Origin of the sequence: Streptomyces jeddahensis (genome assembly GCF_001642995.1) — a bacterium.
Classification (GTDB): domain Bacteria; phylum Actinomycetota; class Actinomycetes; order Streptomycetales; family Streptomycetaceae; genus Streptomyces; species Streptomyces jeddahensis.
Map to the genome: position 1 here is coordinate 1 of NZ_LOHS01000134.1, position 18867 is coordinate 18867.

The window sequence follows — 18867 nt, forward strand, 5'->3', positions numbered from 1 at the left end:
GGGGCCGGGGCGGGGACTGGGGCTGGGGCTGGGGCGAGGCGGCCGACTGGTGGCCCTCGCGGCGCCTCGTACTCGCCTCGGCCGCCATGGGTGTGGCCCTGGCTCCGCTGCTCGTGCTGGCGCTGTCGAGCGACTCGGAACCGGCCGACGGGAGCGGCGCCATGCTGCCCCCGCGGCAGCCGCCCGTCACGGTGACGGCGACCGCGACCGTCTCCGCCACGGCATCCCCGCCGCCCAGCGCATCCGCGAGTCCGACCAGGTCGGCGAACCCGCCGCAGCGGCCCACTCCCCCGCCGCCCCCGTCACCGACCCCGACGAAGTCCCCCGCGCCCCCGCCACCGGGCGCCCGCTTCACCCAGTTCGTCAACGCGGCCTCGGGTCTGTGCCTCGACATCCGCCCCTACGCCTACCCCCAGAACGGCACGGACGTCGTCATCGCGCCCTGCACCTCATCCCCCACCCAGCGCTGGCGCGTGGACGCCGACCGCGGCGTCATCCAGTCGTACGCCGCCCCCGCGTACTGCCTGGACAGCCGCGGCGACGTCGACAAGACCATCGGCATCTGGACCTGCTCCTCCGTCGATGGCCCCCACGGCGTCAACCTGACCTTCACCGTCGACACGCGCGGCACGATCCACCCGGCCATCGCCCCGGACCGAGCGGTCACCCCGTACGACTCCGGCACCCCGGGCTCACTGCTCGCCCAACTCCCGTCCGAGGGCCGCGCCGACCAGCACTGGACGGCGGGGGCCGCACCGGCCTGACGGGGCGGGTCTTTCCCGGCCCGTCAGGCCGCGTTCCGGGCGTACGGCGGTGCGACGAGGATCAGCTGTCCAGGACCGAGCCGAACTCGGCGTTGCGGTAGGTGAAGCCGAAGGACTTCTCGCTGAACGAGGTCGCGCCGGTGGTCGTCAGTCCGGTCGCCGAGCCGCGCAGCACCCAGTCGCCGCCGTCGCGTGTCGAGCCGGAGAAGACGTCCTCGCCCTTCGCCGCGATCGCGACGTCCGCTGCGCCGTTGCCGTCGACGTCGGCGACGCGTACGGCGGAGCCGAACCAGTCGTCGGCCTCCGCAGCGCCGGGCACACCAATGGTGGCCTGGTGGAACGCCTGGGCCCCGGTGCCGGCCAGGCCGGTGGCCGTGCCCTTGAGCAGGACCGCCGCGCCGGTCTGCGTCACACCGCTGACCGTCTCGCCCGGCACGCCGACCGCGACATCCGCGTAGCCGTCGCCCGTGACGTCGCCCACCGCGAGGGATGCGCCGAAGTTGTCGCCGGGCTCGTTTGCGCCCGGGACGCCGGAGGTGTCCTGGTCCAGTGTGGCGGTGCGGTGGGCGCCGAGGCCGTCTGCGCTGCCGTAGCGGATGTGGACGAAGCCGGCAGCGTCCGAGTACTCGCCCGACGTGGCCGCCGATGAGGGGATGTGGCCGGTGACCAGGTCGGTGTAGCCGTCGTGGTCGATGTCCCCGGCGGCGGCCGCGACGGTGGGGGCCTCGTTCTCGCCGGAAGCGCCGGCGCCCGGGTCCGCAAGGGACACCCAGTCGAGCCGTTCGGCGCCCCAGGTGTAGACGCCGGTGTGCTGGCAGTCCGTGGTGCCGTCGCAGCTCTTGGAGCCCGTGACGACCAGCTGGGCACGCCCGGCTCCGGTGAAGTCGCCCGCGGTCAGGGTGTTGGGCGCGATGTAGGCGTTGAAGTACTCGGAGTACTTCACGCTGGTCGGCGCCGTGCGGCCCGCGAGGTCGTCGTACACCCACAGCTTGTTGCGGCTGAGCGCGGCCAGTTGCACCGTGCCGTCACCGTCGAAGTCGCCGACGGCGACCTTCTTGGCGAAGTCCTTCTCGACTTCCCACTGGCTGCTCGCGAGCGGGCTGTCGATCTCGATGCCGCCGTTCACCAGGCCGTTCGCGCCGCCCCACAGGACGGTGAGGCTGCCGTAGGAACCGCTGCTGTAGTCCATCCGCTCGCCGGGGGCACCGACGACGAGGTCGGTGTAGCCGTCGGCGTCGAGGTCGCCGGTGGCGTAGGTGCTGCCGAAGCGGTCGCCGTATTCGGCGGTGCTCGGGACCCCGGAGGAGTTCTGGGTGAGGGTCGCCGAACGGGCGGGGGACACGCCGTCGGCAGAACCATAGAGGACGGTGACCGAGCCTGCGTCGGTGCTCCCGTCGACGACGGCTCCGGGGGTGGCCACGATCAGGTCGGCGACACCGTCGCCGTTGAAGTCGTCGGCCGTGGTGGTGACCGCACTCGCCGTGGGGGCGAGGGTCAGGGACAGGCCCGCGGATGTCGCGGTGGCTACGGCCGCGGCTATAGCCATGGTGCGTACGCGCAAGATTGCTCCAGTCTTGGGGGACAGAGGAGAAGCGTGGGGGTCAATCGCACGACGCTTATACATGAGCATTGGACGCGAGAGTGAACGTACGGACATCACGGACACCCAGGGCATCAGCCGCCCTCTACGGTTGTGGCAGTGGGCCGGCATGGGAAGCAGACGGCGCCGGCCTGAAAGCCGCACCTACACCGCCACCTCGGCCCATGCCGTCTTGCCGGGGGCTCCGGTGCGCGGCTCGACACCCCAGCTCTCGGCCGTCCGCGCGACGAGCCACAGCCCGCGCCCGCCGTCCGAGAGCGGATCGGGCACGACCGGTTCGGCGACGGGCGGCTGGCCACCTCTGGCGTCCGTGACTTCAATCCGTACGACGCCCGGCGTGGCCGTCAGCCGGAGCCGGAAGTCACGCCCGGGCACCCGCCCGTGCCGCACTGCGTTAGCGGCAAGCTCGGCGACGATCAGCGTCACTGCGTCGTTCACGCCAGACCCGTACGGCCATCCCCAGGCGTCCAACCGCTGCGAGGCGAGCCGGCGCGCGAGGCGGGCGCCGCGCGCTGTGGACGTGAAGCACATAGTGAACTCCCCGCAGGTGGGGCGGGGTTGGGTGTCGCTGTGCTCGGACGGGGGAATCTGGGTCGTCATGGGTTTGAGGCTGGCGCCCCGCTCATACGTTGACCAGCGACGACAGCGGCTCCGCCGGTGGCGAGTGCATAGAGGTTGCCTGGGTCAAGTCCTCCGCCATCCACGTCCGCGACTCCAAGGACACCACCCGCGGCAGCTTCACCGTCTCACCCGCCGCCTGGTCGTCGCTCCTGTTCACCGTCGTCGGCAACCACCTGGCCCAGAACCCGAACCCCAGATCCACTCCAGAACTGTGACGGCTGCGACCGCGCCTTCCGCGCCCCAGAGCCAGGAAGGTGCCGCAGCTGCACTGCTGGCCCTCACTGATCAGTGCTTGCCGCAAGCGCGCAGGCTGGTCACTGCAGGTGCGCGACTCGAGCACCGGCTGAGGCCCTGGCCAGCGGTGCGTCGTCCCAGATCTGTGCCTCGATGTACCGCTCAGGGCCTCGGCTGCCGTCTGGGTTCCAGTCCTGCGGCAGACCGTACCTGTCGATCACCTGCGACATCTCATCCCAGGTGTAGACCTCGCCCCGGTACGGTCTTCCATCGTCGTACCGCATCGTCGGGAAAAGATCGCCATACGTGAAACTGATCGTCCGTAGATCGAACTCGTCGATCGAGAGCCGGAGTTCGCGCCCATCGCGGTACCACTGCCTGATCCATTCACACGCGCCGAGCGTCATGTAGTGCGGACGGGCTCTGGTCGGCTTGCCGCCCTTGCGGATGAAGAGCTCACGCGCCTTCTCTTCGAGCTGCCTTCGGATGGTGAGGTAATCGCCGGAACGGCGGCTCGCGAAGACGTCGCCCCGCTCCCTCAGCCTTCGCTGGACTGCCTCGGCCTCTTCCTGCGTCAGATCCGAGAGATTCCTGAAGGGACCGCATTCATGCTCGTAGTAGTGGAAGAGGAACCAGCCGCCCATCTCAGACCTCCCGCAACCCCCGCCTCCACACCGCCGAAACCAGCGGCACCCCCGGCCGGTACGCCAGGTGCACATGGCTCGGTGCGTCCAGCAGGGCCAGGTCAGCGTACGCGCCGCGCGTGATGCGGCCGATGTCGGTGCGGCGCAGGGCTGCCGCCCCGCCCGCCGTCGCCGACCAGAGCGCCTCGTCCGGGGTCATTCCCATGTCCCGTACCGCCAGCGCGATGCAGAAGGGGACCGAGGACGTGAAGGAGGAGCCCGGGTTGCAGTCCGTCGAGAGGGCGACCGTGGCGCCTGCGTCGAGGAGGCGGCGGGCGTTCGGCCACTCCGCCCGGGTGGAGAACTCCGCGCCGGGGAGCAGCGTGGCCACGGTCGACGAGTTCGCCAGGGCGTCCACGTCCTCGTCTGTGAGGTGCGTGCAGTGGTCTGCGCTGGCCGCGTCCAGTTCGACCGCCAGCTGGACGCCGGGGCCGTACGACAGCTGGTTCGCGTGGATGCGCGGGTGCAGGCCCTTCGCCTTGCCCGCCGTGAGGATGGTGCGGGCCTGGTCGCCGTCGAAGGCGCCCTTCTCGCAGAACACGTCGATCCAGCGGGCGTGCGGTGCGCAGGCGTCCAGCATGTCGCCCGTCACCAGCGCGACGTACGCGGCCGGGTCGTCCGCGTAGTCGGGCGGGACGATGTGTGCGCCCAGGTACGTCACCTCGTCCGTGTGCGCCGACGCGATGCGCAGGGCTCGGGCCTCGTCCTCCACGGTCAGGCCGTATCCCGACTTCGTCTCGAACGTCGTCGTGCCCTGGCGGAGGGCCTCACGCAGGTAGCGCGTGAGGTTGGCCTCCAGTTCGGCGTCCGTCGCGGCGCGCGTCGCGGCCACCGTTGTGCGGATGCCTCCCGCCGAGTAAGGACGGCCCGACATACGGGCGTTGAACTCCTCCGTACGGTCACCCGCGAACACCAGGTGCGAGTGCGAGTCCACGAAGCCGGGGATGACGGCGCGGCCGTCCGCGTCGTACGCCGTGTCGGCGGCGGGGGCGGCGGTCGCCGGGCCGGCCCAGGCGATGCGTTCGCCCTCGATCACCACGGCCGCGTCCCGTACGAGACCGAGAGGGCCCTCGCCCACGGTCGGGTCGTTGGTCACGAGGCTGCCGATGTTGGTGATCAGCAGGGTGTCTGCCGCTGTGGTCATGGCATCCTCTCGCTCAGCCGCGCACGGCTTCGATCGCTTCGGCCAGCGCCGACGGTACGTCCGGGATCAGGGTGTGCACCCCGTCCCGTACGACATGGCGGCCCGCCACCACCGTGTGGCGGATGTCCGCCGACGTTGCCGCGAAGACCGCCGTCTCGGCTCCCAGACGGGGCAGGGTGCCGGCCGTGCGGACCGAGTCCAGGGCGACGGTGGTGAAGTCGGCGACCGCCCCCGGCTCCAGTGCGCCCGCGTCGTCACCCCAGCCCAGCGCCGCGTACCCGTCCGCCGTGGCCGCGCGCAGCAGGGCCGCCGCCGTCCAGTGGCCGCGGGTGCGGGTGCGGAGCCGTTCGTTCAGTTCCATCGCGCGTGCCTCCTCCAGGAGGTCGATCACGGCGTGGCTGTCGGAGCCGAGGGAGAGCGGGGAGCCCGCCTTCTGGAGCTCTGCTGCCGGGCCGATGCCGTCCGCCAGGTCGCGTTCCGTGGTCGGGCACATGCAGGTGCCCGTGGACGTCGAGCCGATCAGGCGGATGTCCTCGGGTGTGAGGTGCGTGTTGTGTACGCCCGTCGTACGCGGGCCCAGCACGCCCTGGTCCGCGAGGAGTTGCGTCGGCGTGCGGCCGTGCGCCTCCAGGCAGGCGTTGTTCTCGGCGGTCTGCTCGGAGAGGTGGACGTGGAGGGGCGCCCGGCGGGCCTCCGCCCATTCTGCGACCGTGGCGAGCTGGTCGGCCGGGACCGCTCGTACCGAGTGGATCGCCGCGCCGATCCGCGCGTGGTCCCGCTCCTTGAGCTGGGACGCCCGCTGCGCCCACGCCTGCGCCGTGCCGTCGGAGAAGCGCAGCTGGTGCTGGTTCGGCGGCTCGCCGAAGCCGGATGACACGTACGCCGTGTCGAGGAGCGTGATGCGGATCCCCGCCTCCGACGCCGCCTCGATCAGCGCCTCTCCCATCGCGTTCGGGTCGGCGTACGGGGTGCCGCCCGGCGCGTGGTGCAGATAGTGGAACTCGCCGACCACCGTGACGCCCGCCAGCGCCATCTCCGCGTACACCGCCCGCGCCAGCGCGTGGTACGTCTCAGGCGTCAGGCGATCCGCGACCGAGTACATGACCTCTCGCCACGTCCAGAACGTGCCGGAGCCGACCTGCACGGTGCCGCGCAGCGCCCGGTGGAACGCGTGCGAGTGGGCGTTGGCGAGGCCCGGGATCGTCAGGCCGCGCAGGATCTCGGCGCCGGGGGGTGGGGTGTCGGCGCCGGTGCGCACTGCGGTGATGCGGCCGTCCGTCACGTCGACGGCCACGCCCGGCTCGACGTTCGTGTCGAGCCAGGCCTGTTCCAGCCAGTACGTCTGCGGGTTCCGCTGGGTCTGCGGGCTCTGCTGGGTCTGCGGGCTCACCTGCATGCCAGCCCTTCCAGTACGTCGGCGAGTGCGGTCACCCCGGCCAGGCAGTCGTCCTCGGCCGCGTACTCGGCCGGGGAGTGCGAGACGCCGGTGGGGTTGCGTACGAACAGCATCGCGGTGGGGATCGAGCCGGAGAGGATTCCGGCGTCGTGTCCCGCGCCCGTGCCGAGTACGGGGATCTTGTCGCCTTCGCGGGTGAGGATGCGGGCCATTTCGTCGCGCAGGGCGTGCTCGAACTCGACGACCGGCGTGAACGACTCCCGTACGACGTCCAGTTCGATGCCGTGCCGGTCCGCGTACGCGCGGGCCGCCTTCTCGATGCCCTCGACGACCGCGTCGAGCGTCGCCTGGTCGGGCGCGCGGGAGTCGAGCCAGCCGCGGACGAGGGACGGAATGGCGTTGACGCCGTTCGGCTCGACGGCGATCTTGCCGAACGTCGCCACGGCGCCCGCGAGTTCCGCCTCGCGGCGGGCCGCCAGGACCGTATCCGCGTACGACAGCATCGGGTCGCGGCGGTCGACGAGGCGGGTCGTGCCCGCGTGGTTGGCCTCGCCTCGGAAGTCGTAGCGCCAGCGGCCGTGTGGCCAGATGGCGCTGGCGATGCCGACGCTGTTGTTCGTCAGGTCGAGGGCTCGGCCCTGCTCGATGTGCAGTTCTACGAAGGCGCCGATACGGGCCAGGCGGTCCGGGTCCGGGCCGATCGCCTCCGGGTCGTAGCCCGCCCTCTCCATGGCCTGGGCGAGGGTGATGCCGTCGGCGTCGCGGAGTTTGTGTGCCTGCTGCGGGGTCAGTTGGCCTGCGGTGAGGCGGGAGCCCACGCAGGCCAGGCCGAAGCGGGCGCCCTCCTCGTCGCCGAAGTTGACGATCGCCAGGGGTTTGGTGAACTCCGCTCCCCTCCTGCGGAGTTCGTCCAGGGCCGCGAAGGCGGAGACCACGCCCAGAGGGCCGTCGAAGGGGCCGCCGTCGGGGACGGAGTCCAGGTGGGAGCCGGTGACTACGGCGTCCCCTTGGGTGGGGTCGCCCAGCCAGGCCCACTGGTTGCCGTTGCGGTCCTGTTCGTAGGTGAGGCCGCGGGTTTCGGCCTGCGCTTGGAACCACGACCTGCAGTCGGCGTCTGCCGGGGTCCAGGCGAAGCGGCGGTAGCCGCCGGATTCTGGGCTTCGCCCGATCGGTTTCAGGTCCTGCCACATCTGGTGGAACGACGGGGGATTTTCCCCAAGCCCACCCCTTCCCGAGACCAGAGGGCTCCGCCCCCTGGCCCCCCGCGATCGCCCTTCGGGCTCGTCCTCAAACGCCGGACGGGCTGAAGTATCAGCCCCTCCGGCGTTTGAGGAGCGGGGGTACGGGGGCAGCGCCCCCGAAACGGGGTCTGGGGCGGAGCCCCGGATTTCGGGAAGGGGCGGGTTTGGGGAATCCCCCTCACGCGGCACGCTCACTCGCCCTCCCGCATCGGAACCCGCACGCCCCGCTCCCCCGCGATCTCCTCCGCACGCTCGTAGCCCGCGTCCACGTGGCGGATGACGCCCATCCCGGGGTCGTTCGTCAGGACGCGGCGGATCTTCTCGGCCGCCAGTGCCGTGCCGTCGGCCACCGTCACCTGGCCCGCGTGGATCGAGCGGCCCATGCCGACGCCGCCGCCGTGGTGGATCGACACCCACGACGCGCCCGACGCCACGTTCACCATCGCGTTGAGGAGGGGCCAGTCGGCGATGGCGTCGGAGCCGTCGAGCATGGCCTCGGTCTCGCGGTACGGGGACGCGACCGAGCCGCAGTCGAGGTGGTCGCGGCCGATCACGATCGGGGCCGCCAGTTCGCCGCTCGCCACCATGTCGTTGAAGCGCTCGCCCGCGCGGTCCCGCTCGCCGTAGCCGAGCCAGCAGATACGGGCCGGGAGGCCCTGGAAGTGGACGCGCTCGCCCGCCATCTTGATCCAGCGGGCCAGGGACTCGTTCTCGGGGAACAGGTCCAGGATCGCCTTGTCGGTCTTGGCGATGTCCGAGGCTTCGCCCGACAGCGCCGCCCAGCGGAACGGGCCCTTGCCCTCGCAGAACAGCGGGCGGATGTACGCGGGTACGAAGCCGGGGAACGCGAACGCCCGGTCGTATCCCGCGAGCTGGGCCTCGCCTCGGATCGAGTTGCCGTAGTCGAAGACCTCCGCGCCCGCGTCCATGAAGCCGACCATGGCTTCGACGTGGCGGGCCATCGACTCCCGGGCGCGCTGCGTGAAGTCGGCCGGCTTCTCCGCCGCGTACGACGCCATGTCCTCGAAGGCGACGCCCAGCGGGAGGTACGACAGCGGGTCGTGGGCCGACGTCTGGTCGGTGACGATGTCGATGGGAGCGTTCATGGCGAGGAGCTGCGGGACGAGCTCGGCGGCGTTGCCGAGGACGCCGATGGAGAGCGGGCGGCGGGCGTCGCGTGCCTCGACCGCGAGCTGGAGCGCGTGGTCGAGCGAGTCCGCCCTGACGTCCAGGTAGCGGTGTTCGATACGGCGCTCGATGGCACGCGGGTCGCAGTCGATGCAGATCGCGACGCCGTCGTTCATCGTCACGGCGAGCGGCTGGGCGCCGCCCATGCCGCCGAGACCGGCCGTCAGCGTGATCGTTCCGGCGAGCGTGCCACCGAACTTCTTCGCGGCCACCGCCGCGAACGTCTCGTACGTGCCCTGCAGGATGCCCTGCGTACCGATGTAGATCCACGACCCAGCGGTCATCTGGCCGTACATCGTCAGGCCCAGGGCCTCCAGCCTGCGGAACTCCTCCCAGTTCGCCCAGTCGCCGACGAGGTTGGAGTTGGCGATCAGCACCCGCGGCGCCCACTCGTGCGTCTGCATCACCCCGACCGGGCGGCCGGACTGCACGAGCATCGTCTCGTCCTGCTTCAGGGTGCGCAGGGTGCGGACCATCGCGTCGAAGGAGCGCCAGTCGCGGGCCGCCTTGCCCGTGCCGCCGTAGACCACGAGCTTGTCGGGGTGCTCGGCGACCTCGGGGTCGAGGTTGTTCTGCAGCATCCGCAGCGCGGCTTCCTGCTGCCACCCCAGGGCGCTCAGCTCGGTCCCACGCGGCGCTCGTACGGGGCGGGGTCCTGACATGGTCTGCCTCCTTGCGGCACGGCGGCGGATGTTGCGTCGGATATTCACATCCTGACTTCCTGAATAGAACTAGTCAATACAGCGCCTTCCGTCGGTACGGCAGCGCGGGCGCGCGACGGATGGTTGTCTGGAACACATGGGCGGCACGGGCGGCATGGGTGACATGGACGGCATCGGCGGCATCGGCGAAGGACACGGGAACGGACGGCACGACGCGGGCGCTCGACGCGACGAGGCCGTGCGCGCGGCCGTCGAACAGGGGATCGTCGGCCCCCGAACCCCCATCATCGGACTCCTGGACGTGGCCGGCATCCGCGCCACCGCGGCCGCGCTGCGCACGGCGTTCGACCAGGTCACCCCACCCGGTACGCCCGTACTGCACGCCTTCGCCGTGAAGGCGACCCCGCTGGTGCCCGTACTGCGGCTGCTGCACACCTGCGGCATCGGTGCGGAGGTCGCGAGCCCCGGCGAGCTGGCGCTGGCCCGCGCGGCCGGGATACCGCCGGACCGGACCGTGCTGGACTCCCCCGCCAAGACCCCGGCCGAACTGCGCGAGGCCCTCGCCCTCGGTATCGCCGTGAACGCCGACAACCCGCAGGAGCTGTCCCGTATCGACGCCCTGGTCGCCTCGGCCCCGACCGCCTCACCGCTCGGCCTGCGGGTGAACCCGGGCGTCGGCCGCGGTTCGATCGAGGCCCTGTCCACGGCCACGGCCACCTCCAAGTTCGGCGTCGCGCTGCTGGACGAGGGCGCCCGCGCCTGGGTGGTGCGCGCTTACCTGGACCGCCCGTGGCTGACCCGGCTGCACGCGCACTCCGGCTCCCAGGGCCTGCCGCTGGAGCTGATGGCGCGCGGTGTCGCGACGACGTACGAGCTGGCCGAGGAGATCAACGCGAAGGCCGGGCGGCGGCAGATCGACACCATCGACATCGGCGGCGGTCTGCCGGTCGACTTCACGACGGACGATCCGACCCCGGCGTACGGAACGTATGCGCAACTGCTTAAGCGGGAGGTTCCCGGGCTGCTCGACGGGCGCTACGGGCTGGTGACCGAGTTCGGGCGGTCGCTGCTCGCCAAGCACGGCACGGTGCTGGCGCGCGTCGAGTACGCGAAGTCGTCGGGAGGCCGCCCGATCGCGGTCACGCACGCCGGCGTACAGGTGGCGACCCGCACGGTCTACGCGCCGGAGCTGTGGCCGCTGCGGATCGCCGCGTACGACGCGAAGGGCCGCCCCAAGACCGGGCCCGACGTCATACAGGACATCGCGGGCCCGGCCTGCTTCGCGGGCGACCTGCTCGCCACGAACCGCTCGCTGCCGCGGCTCGAACAGGGCGACCACGTGGCCGCGCTGGACACCGGGGCGTACTACTTCGCGCACCACTACGCGTACAACTCGCTCGCCCGGCCGGGGATCTACGGGTTCACCGCGGGCGCAGGAGCGGGCCGGGACGCCGACGCGGCGTCGCCGGGCCGCGAAGTCCGCTTCGCCGTGGTCCGCAGCCCGCAGACGCTCGACGAGATCGTCGCCGAGTCGGGCGGGGCCCACGCGGCGGCGCTCACCGACGGCATCTGAGTCATCTCGCACACCCTTGCGGGTATGCCACGCGCGCGTGGGCGCATTCCGTTCCCCGGACGGGGCAGACAGTTCTCCGACGGATCGACCATCGACGCTCGACGGATCGGCCATCGACGCTCGAAGGCTCGACGGGTCGCGAGTCGCGGGTCGACGGGTCATCGATCCACGGATCACCGATCGGGGGAGGTTCTCGTGTCCACCGCAGAAACCGCTGCCGCCACACAGCCGGCCGAGGAGCCGTCGCTCAAGCGGGCCATCGGCCCCAAACTGCTGATCCTGTTCGTGATCGGCGACATCCTCGGCACCGGCATCTACGCCACCACGGGCAAGGTCGCCGGCAAGGTCGGCGGAGCGCTGTGGCTGCCGTTCGTCATCGGCTTCGTCGTGGCGATCCTGACGGCGGCCTCGTACGTGGAGCTGGTCGGCAAGTACCCGAAGGCCGCGGGCGCCGCCCTCTACACGCAGAAGGCGTTCCAGCTGCCGTTCTTCACGTTCATCGTCGCGTTCATGGTGATGTGCTCGGGCCTGTCGTCCGCGAGCGCGGCGGCCCGCGCCTTCAGCGGCGACTACATGGCCGAGCTGACGAACAACGCCCTGCCGCCCACACTCATCGCGATCACCTTCATCGTCGTCCTTGCCGCGCTGAACCTGCGGGGCGTCTCGGAGTCGGTCAAGACGAACGTGGTCCTCACGCTCGTCGAGCTGTCCGGCCTGCTGATCATCCTCGGCATCGGTGCGTACGCGATCCTGACGGGCGGCGGGGAGCCCTCCCGGCTCGGCGAGTTCCAGGCGGAGGGCACCGGATACGCCCTGCTCACCAGCGTGCTGGGGGCCACCGCGCTCGGGTTCTTCGCGTTCGTCGGCTTCGAGGACTCGGTGAACATGGCCGAGGAGACGAAGGACCCGAGCCGCAACTTCCCCCGGGCGATCTTCACCGGTGTGGCCGTGACGGGCACGATCTACGTCCTGGTGGCCCTGATCTCCTCGCTCCTGGTCGACTACCGGGTCCTGGAGGGATCGAGCGGGCCGCTGCTCGAGGTCGTGAAGGCAGGCGGAGTCGACTTCCCGCACAAGCTCTTCGCGCTCATCGCGCTGTTCGCCGTCAGCAACTCAGCGCTGATCAACATCATGATGGCCTCGCGGCTGTGCTACGGCATGGCGAACGAACGGATCCTGCCGCGCGGCATGGGCCGTGTCCTGCCCCGGCGCCGCACACCGGTGGTGGGCATCGTCTTCGTCGCGCTCCTGGCGATCGGCCTGGTGTCGACGGGCGAGATCGAGGGTCTGGGCGACACGACGGCGTTCCTGCTGCTGTGCGTGTTCGCGGTGGTCAACGTCGCGGTCCTTGTGCTGCGCCGCGACCACGTCGAGCACAAGCACTTCCGTACGCCCACCGTGCTCCCCGTCCTGGGCGCCCTCACCGCCATCATCCTGGCCAGCCCCCTCGCGGACCGCGCCGCCGACGTCTACATCCGCGCCGGCGTCCTGCTCGCCATCGGAATCGGCCTGTGGGTGGTGAACAAGCTGGTGCTGCGGGCGCGGGGCGAGGACTGAGGGGTGAGGGCCTGGCTACTCGACGAACAACCCCCGCGCCGCAGCCCTCGTGTCGAAGTCCTCCAGGCGTGCCTGGGCGTCCGGGAGGTCGTCGCACATGGCCTCGAGCAGGACCCGGCCGAGCAGCATCGGGGCGCAGGCCGTGTCGAAGGCGAGGCCCGTGCCGACGGCGGCGGGCAGCAGCAGGTCCGACACCTTCGCCACCGGGGCGAACGCGCTGTCGGCGACCGTCACGACCGTAAGACCCGCCTCCTGTGCGTATCCCAGCGCGTCCACGACCTCCCGCGGATGGCGCGGCAGCGCGAAGCACAGCAGCGCCGTCGCCCCGGCGTGGACCGCGGCGTCGATACGGTCGGTGAGCATCGTGCCGCCCTCGTTCAGCAGCCGTACGTCCGGGTGCACCTTCGCGGCGAAGTACGCGAAGCCGTACGCCTGGGACGCGGCCGCGCGCAGGCCGAGGACCGGCAGAGGGCGGGACGCCGCGAGCAGGCGGCCGGCGCGGGCCACAGGGCGTGGATCGGCGAGCAGCTCCGCGAGATGGCGGAGGTTCTCGATCTCCGCCTCCACCGCCTTCTGGTACTCGTTGGACGAGGTCGCGCCCTCCGGGGCCTCCGCCGGCGCCACCTCGCGCAGATGCCTGCGCAGTGCCGGATAGCCGTCGAAGCCGAGCGCGACCGCGAAGCGGGTCACCGACGGCTGGCTGACGCCGGCGAGTTCGGCCAGCTCCACGCTGGACAGGAACGGCACGTCGGCGGCCCGGCGCACCATGCTGTGCGCGATGCGGCGCTGAGTGGGTGTCAGCCGATGCCCCTCGAACAGCGCCTGCAGCCGGGCGGCCGGGCTGTCGCTCACGCTCATGTCCGTGTTTCCCCTCGTCACGTCCGATCGGACCCCTTCACCACGTCGGACACCAGGTCCGTGAGCTGGTCGAGCAGTGCGGCCGCGGCCGTCACGTCGTCGGTGAGCGGCCGGTCGGCGAGTTCGGGGTCGAGCACCGATTCGGCGAGCTCCAGCGCCCGCCCCACCGGCAGCTCCGGCTCGGGCCGCAGGTCGCGCTGGCGCAGCGCGCGGACGGCGGCGACGAGTTCGCAGCCGACGACGAGCCGGAACGCCCCGCAGGCCCGCAGCGTCTGCCGGGCCGCGAGCGACGCGAAGCTGGCCTGCTCCTCGACGCCCCGGGAGAGTACAGCGTGGCCGAGTGAGGCCGGCGCGGAGAACGCGCGCAGATCGCCGAGCGCGGCCCCGGCGGCGTACTCGAGGATCATCACCCCGGACGAGGCGGGCTCGTGGTCGGCCAGGAAGGGGCGCAGGCGCGTGTACGCGGGTTCGTTGAGGGTCGACAGGCGCGAGGTCGAGAGTCTGGCGACCGAGGCGACCGCGAGCCTGAAGTGGTCAAGGGCCAGGGCGAGCTGGGCCATGTAGAAGCCGCCGTGGTGGTAGGCCGCCATGTCCTCGGGGGAGATCAGCGGGTTCTCGGCGGCCGCGTTGATCTCGACGGTCAGTATCTCTTCGAGGGTGTCCGCGGCGTCGTGCGCGGGACCGTGGATCTGCGGCAGACAGCGGAAGCCGTACGGGTCCTGGATGCGGCCGAGGGGCGGCGTGGGCCGGTCGGCGGCGCCGATCAGCTCGCGCATGCGCCGGGCGACCTCGTACGAGCCGCGGTGGCGGCGGGCCGCGTGCACGGGCTCCGCGTACGCCTCGTGCGAGCCGTCGACCGCGAGCAGCGACAGCGCGGCGACGACCTGGGTGGCGTCGATGAGGCCGCGCAGTTCGTGCAGGGCGAGCGCGGACTGGCCGAGGGTGAGGGCGTTGCTGCTGATCAGGGCGAGCGCGTCGTTGTTGTCGAGCGGCTGCGGCTCGGGGCCCTGCCCCCGCCAGGGGTGTTCGCCGGCGAGTGCAAGGCCCACCTGCGCCAGGGCGGCGATGTCGCCGGTGCCGACCGAGCCGAACTCGTTGACGACGGGGTGCGCGCCCGTCTCCAGGGCGTCGCACAGCGCGGTGACGACACCGGGGCGCAGGCCCGCGCCACCGGCGAGCAGCTGGTTGGCGCGCACCGCGAGCATCGCACGGACCTGGCGGGCGGGCAGTTCCGCGCCGATGGCGCCGGCGTGGCTGCGCAGCAGGCGCAGTCCGTGTTCGGCGGCGGCCTCGGTCGGCACGTCCTCGCTGCGGTTGGCGCCGACCCCGGTGGAGCGGCCGTAGACACGACCGGTCGCGGCGATCTCGCGCGCTACGTCCCAGGACTCCTTGACGCGCTTCATCGCCTCGGATCCCGGTACGGGGCGGGCGGCGCCGTCGGCGAGCCGCACGACGTCGGCGACCCTCAGTTCCTGCCCGTCGAGGACCACGCTGCCGGATGGCTCACGAGCCACTGCGCCCCCACTGCGAGACGACATCACACGCGCATCCTCCTCGAGAACCTATTCACCATCAAGAACTCTGCATGACCATATGCAGACCGGGCAAGGCGTACCAGGCGCCCCCCTTCGGAAGACGGGGGCTAGCCCCACTGTCACGGGGGCGGCGGCTCCGTAGCGTGGTGTGGCATGGAAACCGGTGACGCCGAACTCAAGAAGGAACTCGACGCCACCCTGCGGGCCCGCAGGGAGCTCGGCGAGGACTACGACTCCGCGCTGGTCGAGTCGTTCCTGGACAAGGTCGACCAGCACCTCGACGCCGTGGTCGACCGGCGGGTACGACGCCACCTCGCCGAGCAGCAGATGGTCGCCGCCAGGGGTACGCGCTCACCGGGCTCCGGCGACTCATGGGGCGACCGCTTCGGCTTCGGGCTGATCTCCCTGATCCTCGCCGTCCCGCTCTCCGCCATCGCCGCCGGCACAGCGGACTTCCCCGGCCTCCTCGTGGCCTGGACGGGAATCGTCGCCATCAACACGGCCCAGGCCCTCCGCACCCGCCCCGGCTTCGGCAGCCGCCGCGAGAAGCCTTCGGACTGGGAGGAGTAGGCGCCTCACCGTTGTGGGCAGGCGTTCCGCAGGGGCGGAACGGGTGGGCACAACACCACGACGTACGGCGCCCCAACGAGTGGGGCGCCGTACACACCGCTGAGCCACAGCGGCAAGCGTTGCGCGGGGACCGCCGCACCCCCGTTACCGGGGGGCGGGACGACGGCGGTCCCCGCGAGGGACGCGGGCCGGGTCAGGGCCGGGCTGGCGCGTCCGTGGCGTCCAGGGAGGTCCGGGAGCCGCTCCGGAGGTCCTTGGCGCCGTTTCGGTTGCCGGCCTGGGAGGGGAGCCGCTCCCTCCCTGCCGACGACCACTAATGTGCCGGACCCGTGTTAAGCGGGTGCTGCGCGGACGTGACGCGTGCGTACCACTTCCACGAAGTCCGGTCGATCGCCGCCCGCAGCGTCAACCAGCAGCGCTCGCGCTCACTCGATGGACGGAGCGCGCTCGCTGTGCTCACTGCGCTCACTGCCCCAACTTCGCCAGGTACGCCAGAAGGTCCTGCCGAGTCACCACACCGGTCGGCTTGCCCTCCACCAGCACGATCGCCGCGTCCGCGTCACCCAGGACGGACATCAGATCCGCGACCGGCTCGCCGGAGCCCACCTGCGGAAGCGGGGGCGACATGTGCTTCTCCAGCGGGTCGGTGAGGGAGGCACGACGGGTGAAGAGCGCGTCCAGCAGCTCCCGTTCGACGACGGAACCGACGACCTCCGCCGCCATCACGTCGGGGTGCCCGGCTCCCGGCTTCACGACCGGCATCTGCGAGACGCCGTACTCGCGCAGCACGTCGATCGCCTGACCGACCGTCTCCTCCGGGTGCATGTGGACCAGGCTGGGGATATCGCCTTCCTTGTGCTTCAGCACATCCCCGATGCTCGCTGCCGGCCCCGTCTCCTCCAGGAATCCGTAGGACGCCAGCCACTCGTCGTTGAAGATCTTGCTGAGGTAGCCGCGGCCGCTGTCCGGCAGCAGGACGACCACGACGTCGTCCGGGCCGAGCCGCTCGGCGACCCGCAGGGCCGCGACGACCGCCATGCCGCAGGAGCCGCCGACCAGCAGCCCCTCCTCGCGGGCGAGGCGGCGGGTCATCTGGAACGAGTCCTTGTCGGAGACGGCGATGATCTCGTCGGCGATCGTGCGGTCGTACGCGGTCGGCCAGAAGTCCTCGCCGACGCCCTCGACGAGATACGGGCGCCCGGAGCCGCCGGAGTAGACGGAGCCCTCGGGGTCGGCGCCGATGACCTGCACGCGGCCGTCGCTGACGTCCTTCAGGTAGCGACCGGTACCGGAGATCGTGCCGCCGGTGCCGACGCCCGCCACGAAATGGGTGATCTTCCCCTCGGTCTGCTCCCACAGCTCGGGGCCTGTGGAGTGATAGTGCGAGAGCGGGTTGTTGGGGTTGGAGTACTGGTCCGGCTTCCAGGCGCCGGGGGTCTCCCGTACGAGCCGGTCGGAGACGTTGTAGTACGAGTCCGGGTGCTCGGGGGCGACAGCCGTGGGGCAGACGACGACCTCGGCGCCGTACGCCCGAAGGACGTTGATCTTGTCCGTCGACACCTTGTCAGGGCAGACGAAGATGCACTTGTAGCCCTTCTGCTGCGCCACGATCGCGAGGCCGACACCGGTGTTTCCGCTGGTCGGCTCGACGATCGTGCCGCCCGGCTGCAGTTCGCCGCTCTGCTCGGCCGCCTCGATCATGCGCAGGGCGATGCGGTCCTTCACGGAACCGCCGGGGTTGAAGTACTCGACCTTCGCCAGGACGGTCGCCTGGATGCCCGCGGTCACGTTGTTGAGCCTCACCAGCGGGGTGTTGCCGACGAGGCTGATCAGCGAGTCGTGGAATTGCACCGTTGTCTCCGGAGCTGCAAGAGGAAGCCGCACAGGGATCTGTGCAGGGATCCGTCCAAGGATCCGCATAGGGATGGTGCCGTCAGCCTAAGGCCGCCGGGGCCTCCGTTCACGTGCCGTTGAGATTGGGCGGCCCACTCCACGGGGCAAGGTGTGGTTGTACGGCTACGAGGAGGTGGCTCCGGCGTATGTCGAGGGCGAGGGTGGCACGGAGGATCGCCGCGGGAGCGGCGTACGGCGGTGGCGGGATCGGATTGCTGGGCGTCGCTGCGGTCGGGGTGTTACTGACCGAGGTGCAGCTGGCGAAACGTCACGTCGGGAACGGCGGCTCGGATGAGCCGCCGCCGCGTGCGGACGGGCTGTACGGGCTCCAGTACCCCGGCCATGACGGCCCTCTCCGGCTGACCATGCTGGGTGACTCGACGGCGGCCGGGCAGGGCGTGCACCGGGCCCGGCAGACGCCCGGGGCGCTGCTCGCCTCGGGACTCGCAGCCGTCGCCGAGCGGCCCGTCGACCTGCGGAACGTGGCGCTGCCCGGCGCTCAGTCCGACGATCTGGACCGTCAGGTGACGCGTGCGCTCGTGGACGCGGACCGCGTCCCCGACATCTGCGTGATCATGATCGGCGCGAACGACGTGACGCACCGGATGCCGCCCACGCGCTCCGTGCGCTACCTCTCCGCGGCGGTACGGCGGCTGCGTACCGCGGGCGCCGAGGTGGTCGTCGGGACCTGTCCCGACCTGGGCACGGTCGAGCAGGTGCAGCAGCCGCTGCGCTGGCTGGCCCGCCGTGCCTCCCGCCAGCTGGCCGCCGCGCAGACGATCGGCGTGGTGGAGCAGGGCGGTCGTACGGTGTCGCTGGGCGATCTGCTAGGGCCCGAGTTCGAGGCGAATCCGAGGGAGCTGTTCGGCCCGGACAACTACCACCCGTCGGCCGAGGGGTACGCCACCGCGGCCATGGCCGTTCTGCCCACCGTGTGCGCCGCGCTGGGGTTGTGGCCGGCCGATGAGGAGCGGCCGGACGCGTCGCGTCGCGAGGGGTTCCTGCCGGTGGCTCGTGCGGCCGTGGAGGCGGCGGCGGAGGGTGGTACGGAGGTCACGGCCGCGGTGCCCTCGGGGCCGCGGGGGCCGTGGGCCCTGCTCAAGCGGCGCCGCAGGCGCCGTGTCCCGGCTACGGACCCGGCTCCGGCGCCGGACACGTCCGGGGCCCAGGCCCCGGCCCCGGCCCCGGAGCAGAAGGCGTCCGGGGCTACCGCCCCGGATCCGGCCTCGAACCGGGCGACGTAGGGCTGCCCATGCGGGGCGCCTGCGGACCGTCGCGGGCTGGGGCGCCACCTGCCGGTGGGTGGGTCGGGGCCGCGCCGGGATGTACGTCCTCGGTCTGGCGCCGA

General features: G+C 71.6%; 16 protein-coding genes. 6 read left to right on the forward strand and 10 right to left on the reverse strand.

The window, feature by feature from the left end; translation table 11 throughout:
* On the forward strand, positions 1-764 hold a 764-nt coding region (locus STSP_RS29855), incomplete at its 5' end, for an RICIN domain-containing protein (protein WP_198547457.1).
* A 61-nt stretch (positions 765-825) separates the two neighbouring features.
* Here the strand turns inward: STSP_RS29855 and STSP_RS29860 are convergent.
* Together STSP_RS29860 and STSP_RS29865 are read right to left on the reverse strand one after the other, a co-directional pair.
* A complete protein-coding gene (locus tag STSP_RS29860; protein WP_232789849.1) occupies positions 826-2310 on the reverse strand; it encodes an FG-GAP and VCBS repeat-containing protein in 1485 nt (494 codons plus the stop codon).
* Between the two features lie 198 nt (positions 2311-2508).
* Positions 2509-2964, reverse strand: a complete 456-nt coding sequence (locus STSP_RS29865) for an ATP-binding protein (protein ID WP_078067612.1) — start codon at positions 2962-2964, stop codon at positions 2509-2511.
* 29 nt (positions 2965-2993) lie between these two features.
* On the opposite strand from STSP_RS29865, the gene STSP_RS29870 reads away from it, so the two are divergent.
* Entirely contained in the window at positions 2994-3200 is a 207-nt protein-coding gene (locus STSP_RS29870) for a DUF397 domain-containing protein (protein ID WP_067284128.1), read from the forward strand.
* A 99-nt stretch (positions 3201-3299) separates the two neighbouring features.
* On the opposite strand, the gene STSP_RS29875 is transcribed toward STSP_RS29870, so the two are convergent.
* The 5 genes from STSP_RS29875 to hutU form a co-directional block, all read right to left on the reverse strand.
* The gene (locus STSP_RS29875) at positions 3300-3863 is read right to left on the reverse strand and encodes a hypothetical protein (protein ID WP_067284129.1); all 564 of its coding nucleotides are present in this window, start codon (positions 3861-3863) and stop codon (positions 3300-3302) included.
* A 1-nt stretch (position 3864) separates the two neighbouring features.
* Entirely contained in the window at positions 3865-5046 is a 1182-nt protein-coding gene (gene hutI / locus STSP_RS29880) for an imidazolonepropionase (RefSeq protein WP_067284130.1), read from the reverse strand.
* A gap of 13 nt (positions 5047-5059) precedes the next feature.
* Positions 5060-6436, reverse strand: coding sequence for a formimidoylglutamate deiminase (locus STSP_RS29885; RefSeq protein WP_408646385.1), 1377 nt, complete (start codon positions 6434-6436; stop codon positions 5060-5062).
* Positions 6433-7632: an allantoate amidohydrolase gene (locus STSP_RS29890; RefSeq protein WP_078067613.1), complete on the reverse strand. Its 1200-nt coding sequence runs from the start codon at positions 7630-7632 to the stop codon at positions 6433-6435. The genes STSP_RS29885 and STSP_RS29890 overlap by 4 nt, the downstream gene beginning before the upstream one ends.
* Positions 7633-7874: 242 nt before the next feature.
* Entirely contained in the window at positions 7875-9533 is a 1659-nt protein-coding gene (gene hutU, locus STSP_RS29895) for a urocanate hydratase (protein ID WP_067284132.1), read from the reverse strand.
* Between the two features lie 163 nt (positions 9534-9696).
* Here hutU and STSP_RS29900 point away from each other — a divergent pair, with 163 nt between their 5' ends.
* Both STSP_RS29900 and STSP_RS29905 read left to right on the forward strand, forming a co-directional pair.
* Positions 9697-11106 (forward strand): type III PLP-dependent enzyme domain-containing protein, encoded by a 1410-nt coding sequence (locus STSP_RS29900; protein ID WP_067284139.1) that lies wholly within the window; start codon positions 9697-9699, stop codon positions 11104-11106.
* 195 nt (positions 11107-11301) lie between these two features.
* Positions 11302-12663, forward strand: coding sequence for an APC family permease (locus STSP_RS29905; protein ID WP_067284133.1), 1362 nt, complete (start codon positions 11302-11304; stop codon positions 12661-12663).
* A 15-nt stretch (positions 12664-12678) separates the two neighbouring features.
* Here the strand turns inward: STSP_RS29905 and STSP_RS29910 are convergent, their stop codons facing one another.
* Both STSP_RS29910 and STSP_RS29915 read right to left on the reverse strand, forming a co-directional pair.
* On the reverse strand, positions 12679-13521 hold the full coding sequence (locus STSP_RS29910; protein WP_067284134.1) for a MurR/RpiR family transcriptional regulator: 843 nt from the start codon (positions 13519-13521) through the stop codon (positions 12679-12681).
* A gap of 17 nt (positions 13522-13538) precedes the next feature.
* Positions 13539-15059, reverse strand: coding sequence for an aromatic amino acid ammonia-lyase (locus tag STSP_RS29915; RefSeq protein WP_067284135.1), 1521 nt, complete (start codon positions 15057-15059; stop codon positions 13539-13541).
* A 150-nt stretch (positions 15060-15209) separates the two neighbouring features.
* On the opposite strand from STSP_RS29915, the gene STSP_RS29920 reads away from it, so the two are divergent.
* Positions 15210-15626, forward strand: a complete 417-nt coding sequence (locus STSP_RS29920) for a hypothetical protein (RefSeq protein WP_067284136.1) — start codon at positions 15210-15212, stop codon at positions 15624-15626.
* A 465-nt stretch (positions 15627-16091) separates the two neighbouring features.
* On the opposite strand, the gene STSP_RS29925 is transcribed toward STSP_RS29920, so the two are convergent.
* Positions 16092-17477 (reverse strand): cystathionine beta-synthase, encoded by a 1386-nt coding sequence (locus STSP_RS29925; protein ID WP_067284137.1) that lies wholly within the window; start codon positions 17475-17477, stop codon positions 16092-16094.
* A 188-nt stretch (positions 17478-17665) separates the two neighbouring features.
* On the opposite strand from STSP_RS29925, the gene STSP_RS29930 reads away from it, so the two are divergent.
* Positions 17666-18763 carry an SGNH/GDSL hydrolase family protein gene (locus STSP_RS29930; RefSeq protein ID WP_078067614.1) on the forward strand — a complete coding sequence of 366 codons (1098 nt, stop codon included), beginning with the start codon at positions 17666-17668 and terminating at the stop codon, positions 18761-18763.
* Positions 18764-18867 lie beyond the last annotated feature (104 nt).

Excerpts from the sequence above, each read along its gene's own strand:
- STSP_RS29860 (WP_232789849.1), bottom strand. The coding sequence starts at position 2,310 with ATGGCTATAGCCGCGGCCGTAGCCACCGCGACATCCGCGGGCCTGTCC.
- STSP_RS29865 (WP_078067612.1), bottom strand. The coding sequence starts at position 2,964 with ATGACGACCCAGATTCCCCCGTCCGAGCACAGCGACACCCAACCCCGC.
- STSP_RS29875 (WP_067284129.1), bottom strand. The coding sequence starts at position 3,863 with ATGGGCGGCTGGTTCCTCTTCCACTACTACGAGCATGAATGCGGTCCC.
- hutI (WP_067284130.1), bottom strand. The coding sequence starts at position 5,046 with ATGACCACAGCGGCAGACACCCTGCTGATCACCAACATCGGCAGCCTC.
- STSP_RS29890 (WP_078067613.1), bottom strand. The coding sequence starts at position 7,632 with ATGTGGCAGGACCTGAAACCGATCGGGCGAAGCCCAGAATCCGGCGGC.
- hutU (WP_067284132.1), bottom strand. The coding sequence starts at position 9,533 with ATGTCAGGACCCCGCCCCGTACGAGCGCCGCGTGGGACCGAGCTGAGC.
- STSP_RS29900 (WP_067284139.1), top strand. The coding sequence starts at position 9,697 with ATGGACGGCATCGGCGGCATCGGCGAAGGACACGGGAACGGACGGCAC.
- STSP_RS29910 (WP_067284134.1), bottom strand. The coding sequence starts at position 13,521 with ATGAGCGTGAGCGACAGCCCGGCCGCCCGGCTGCAGGCGCTGTTCGAG.
- STSP_RS29915 (WP_067284135.1), bottom strand. The coding sequence starts at position 15,059 with ATGTCGTCTCGCAGTGGGGGCGCAGTGGCTCGTGAGCCATCCGGCAGC.
- STSP_RS29920 (WP_067284136.1), top strand. The coding sequence starts at position 15,210 with ATGGAAACCGGTGACGCCGAACTCAAGAAGGAACTCGACGCCACCCTG.
- STSP_RS29930 (WP_078067614.1), top strand. The coding sequence starts at position 17,666 with ATGTCGAGGGCGAGGGTGGCACGGAGGATCGCCGCGGGAGCGGCGTAC.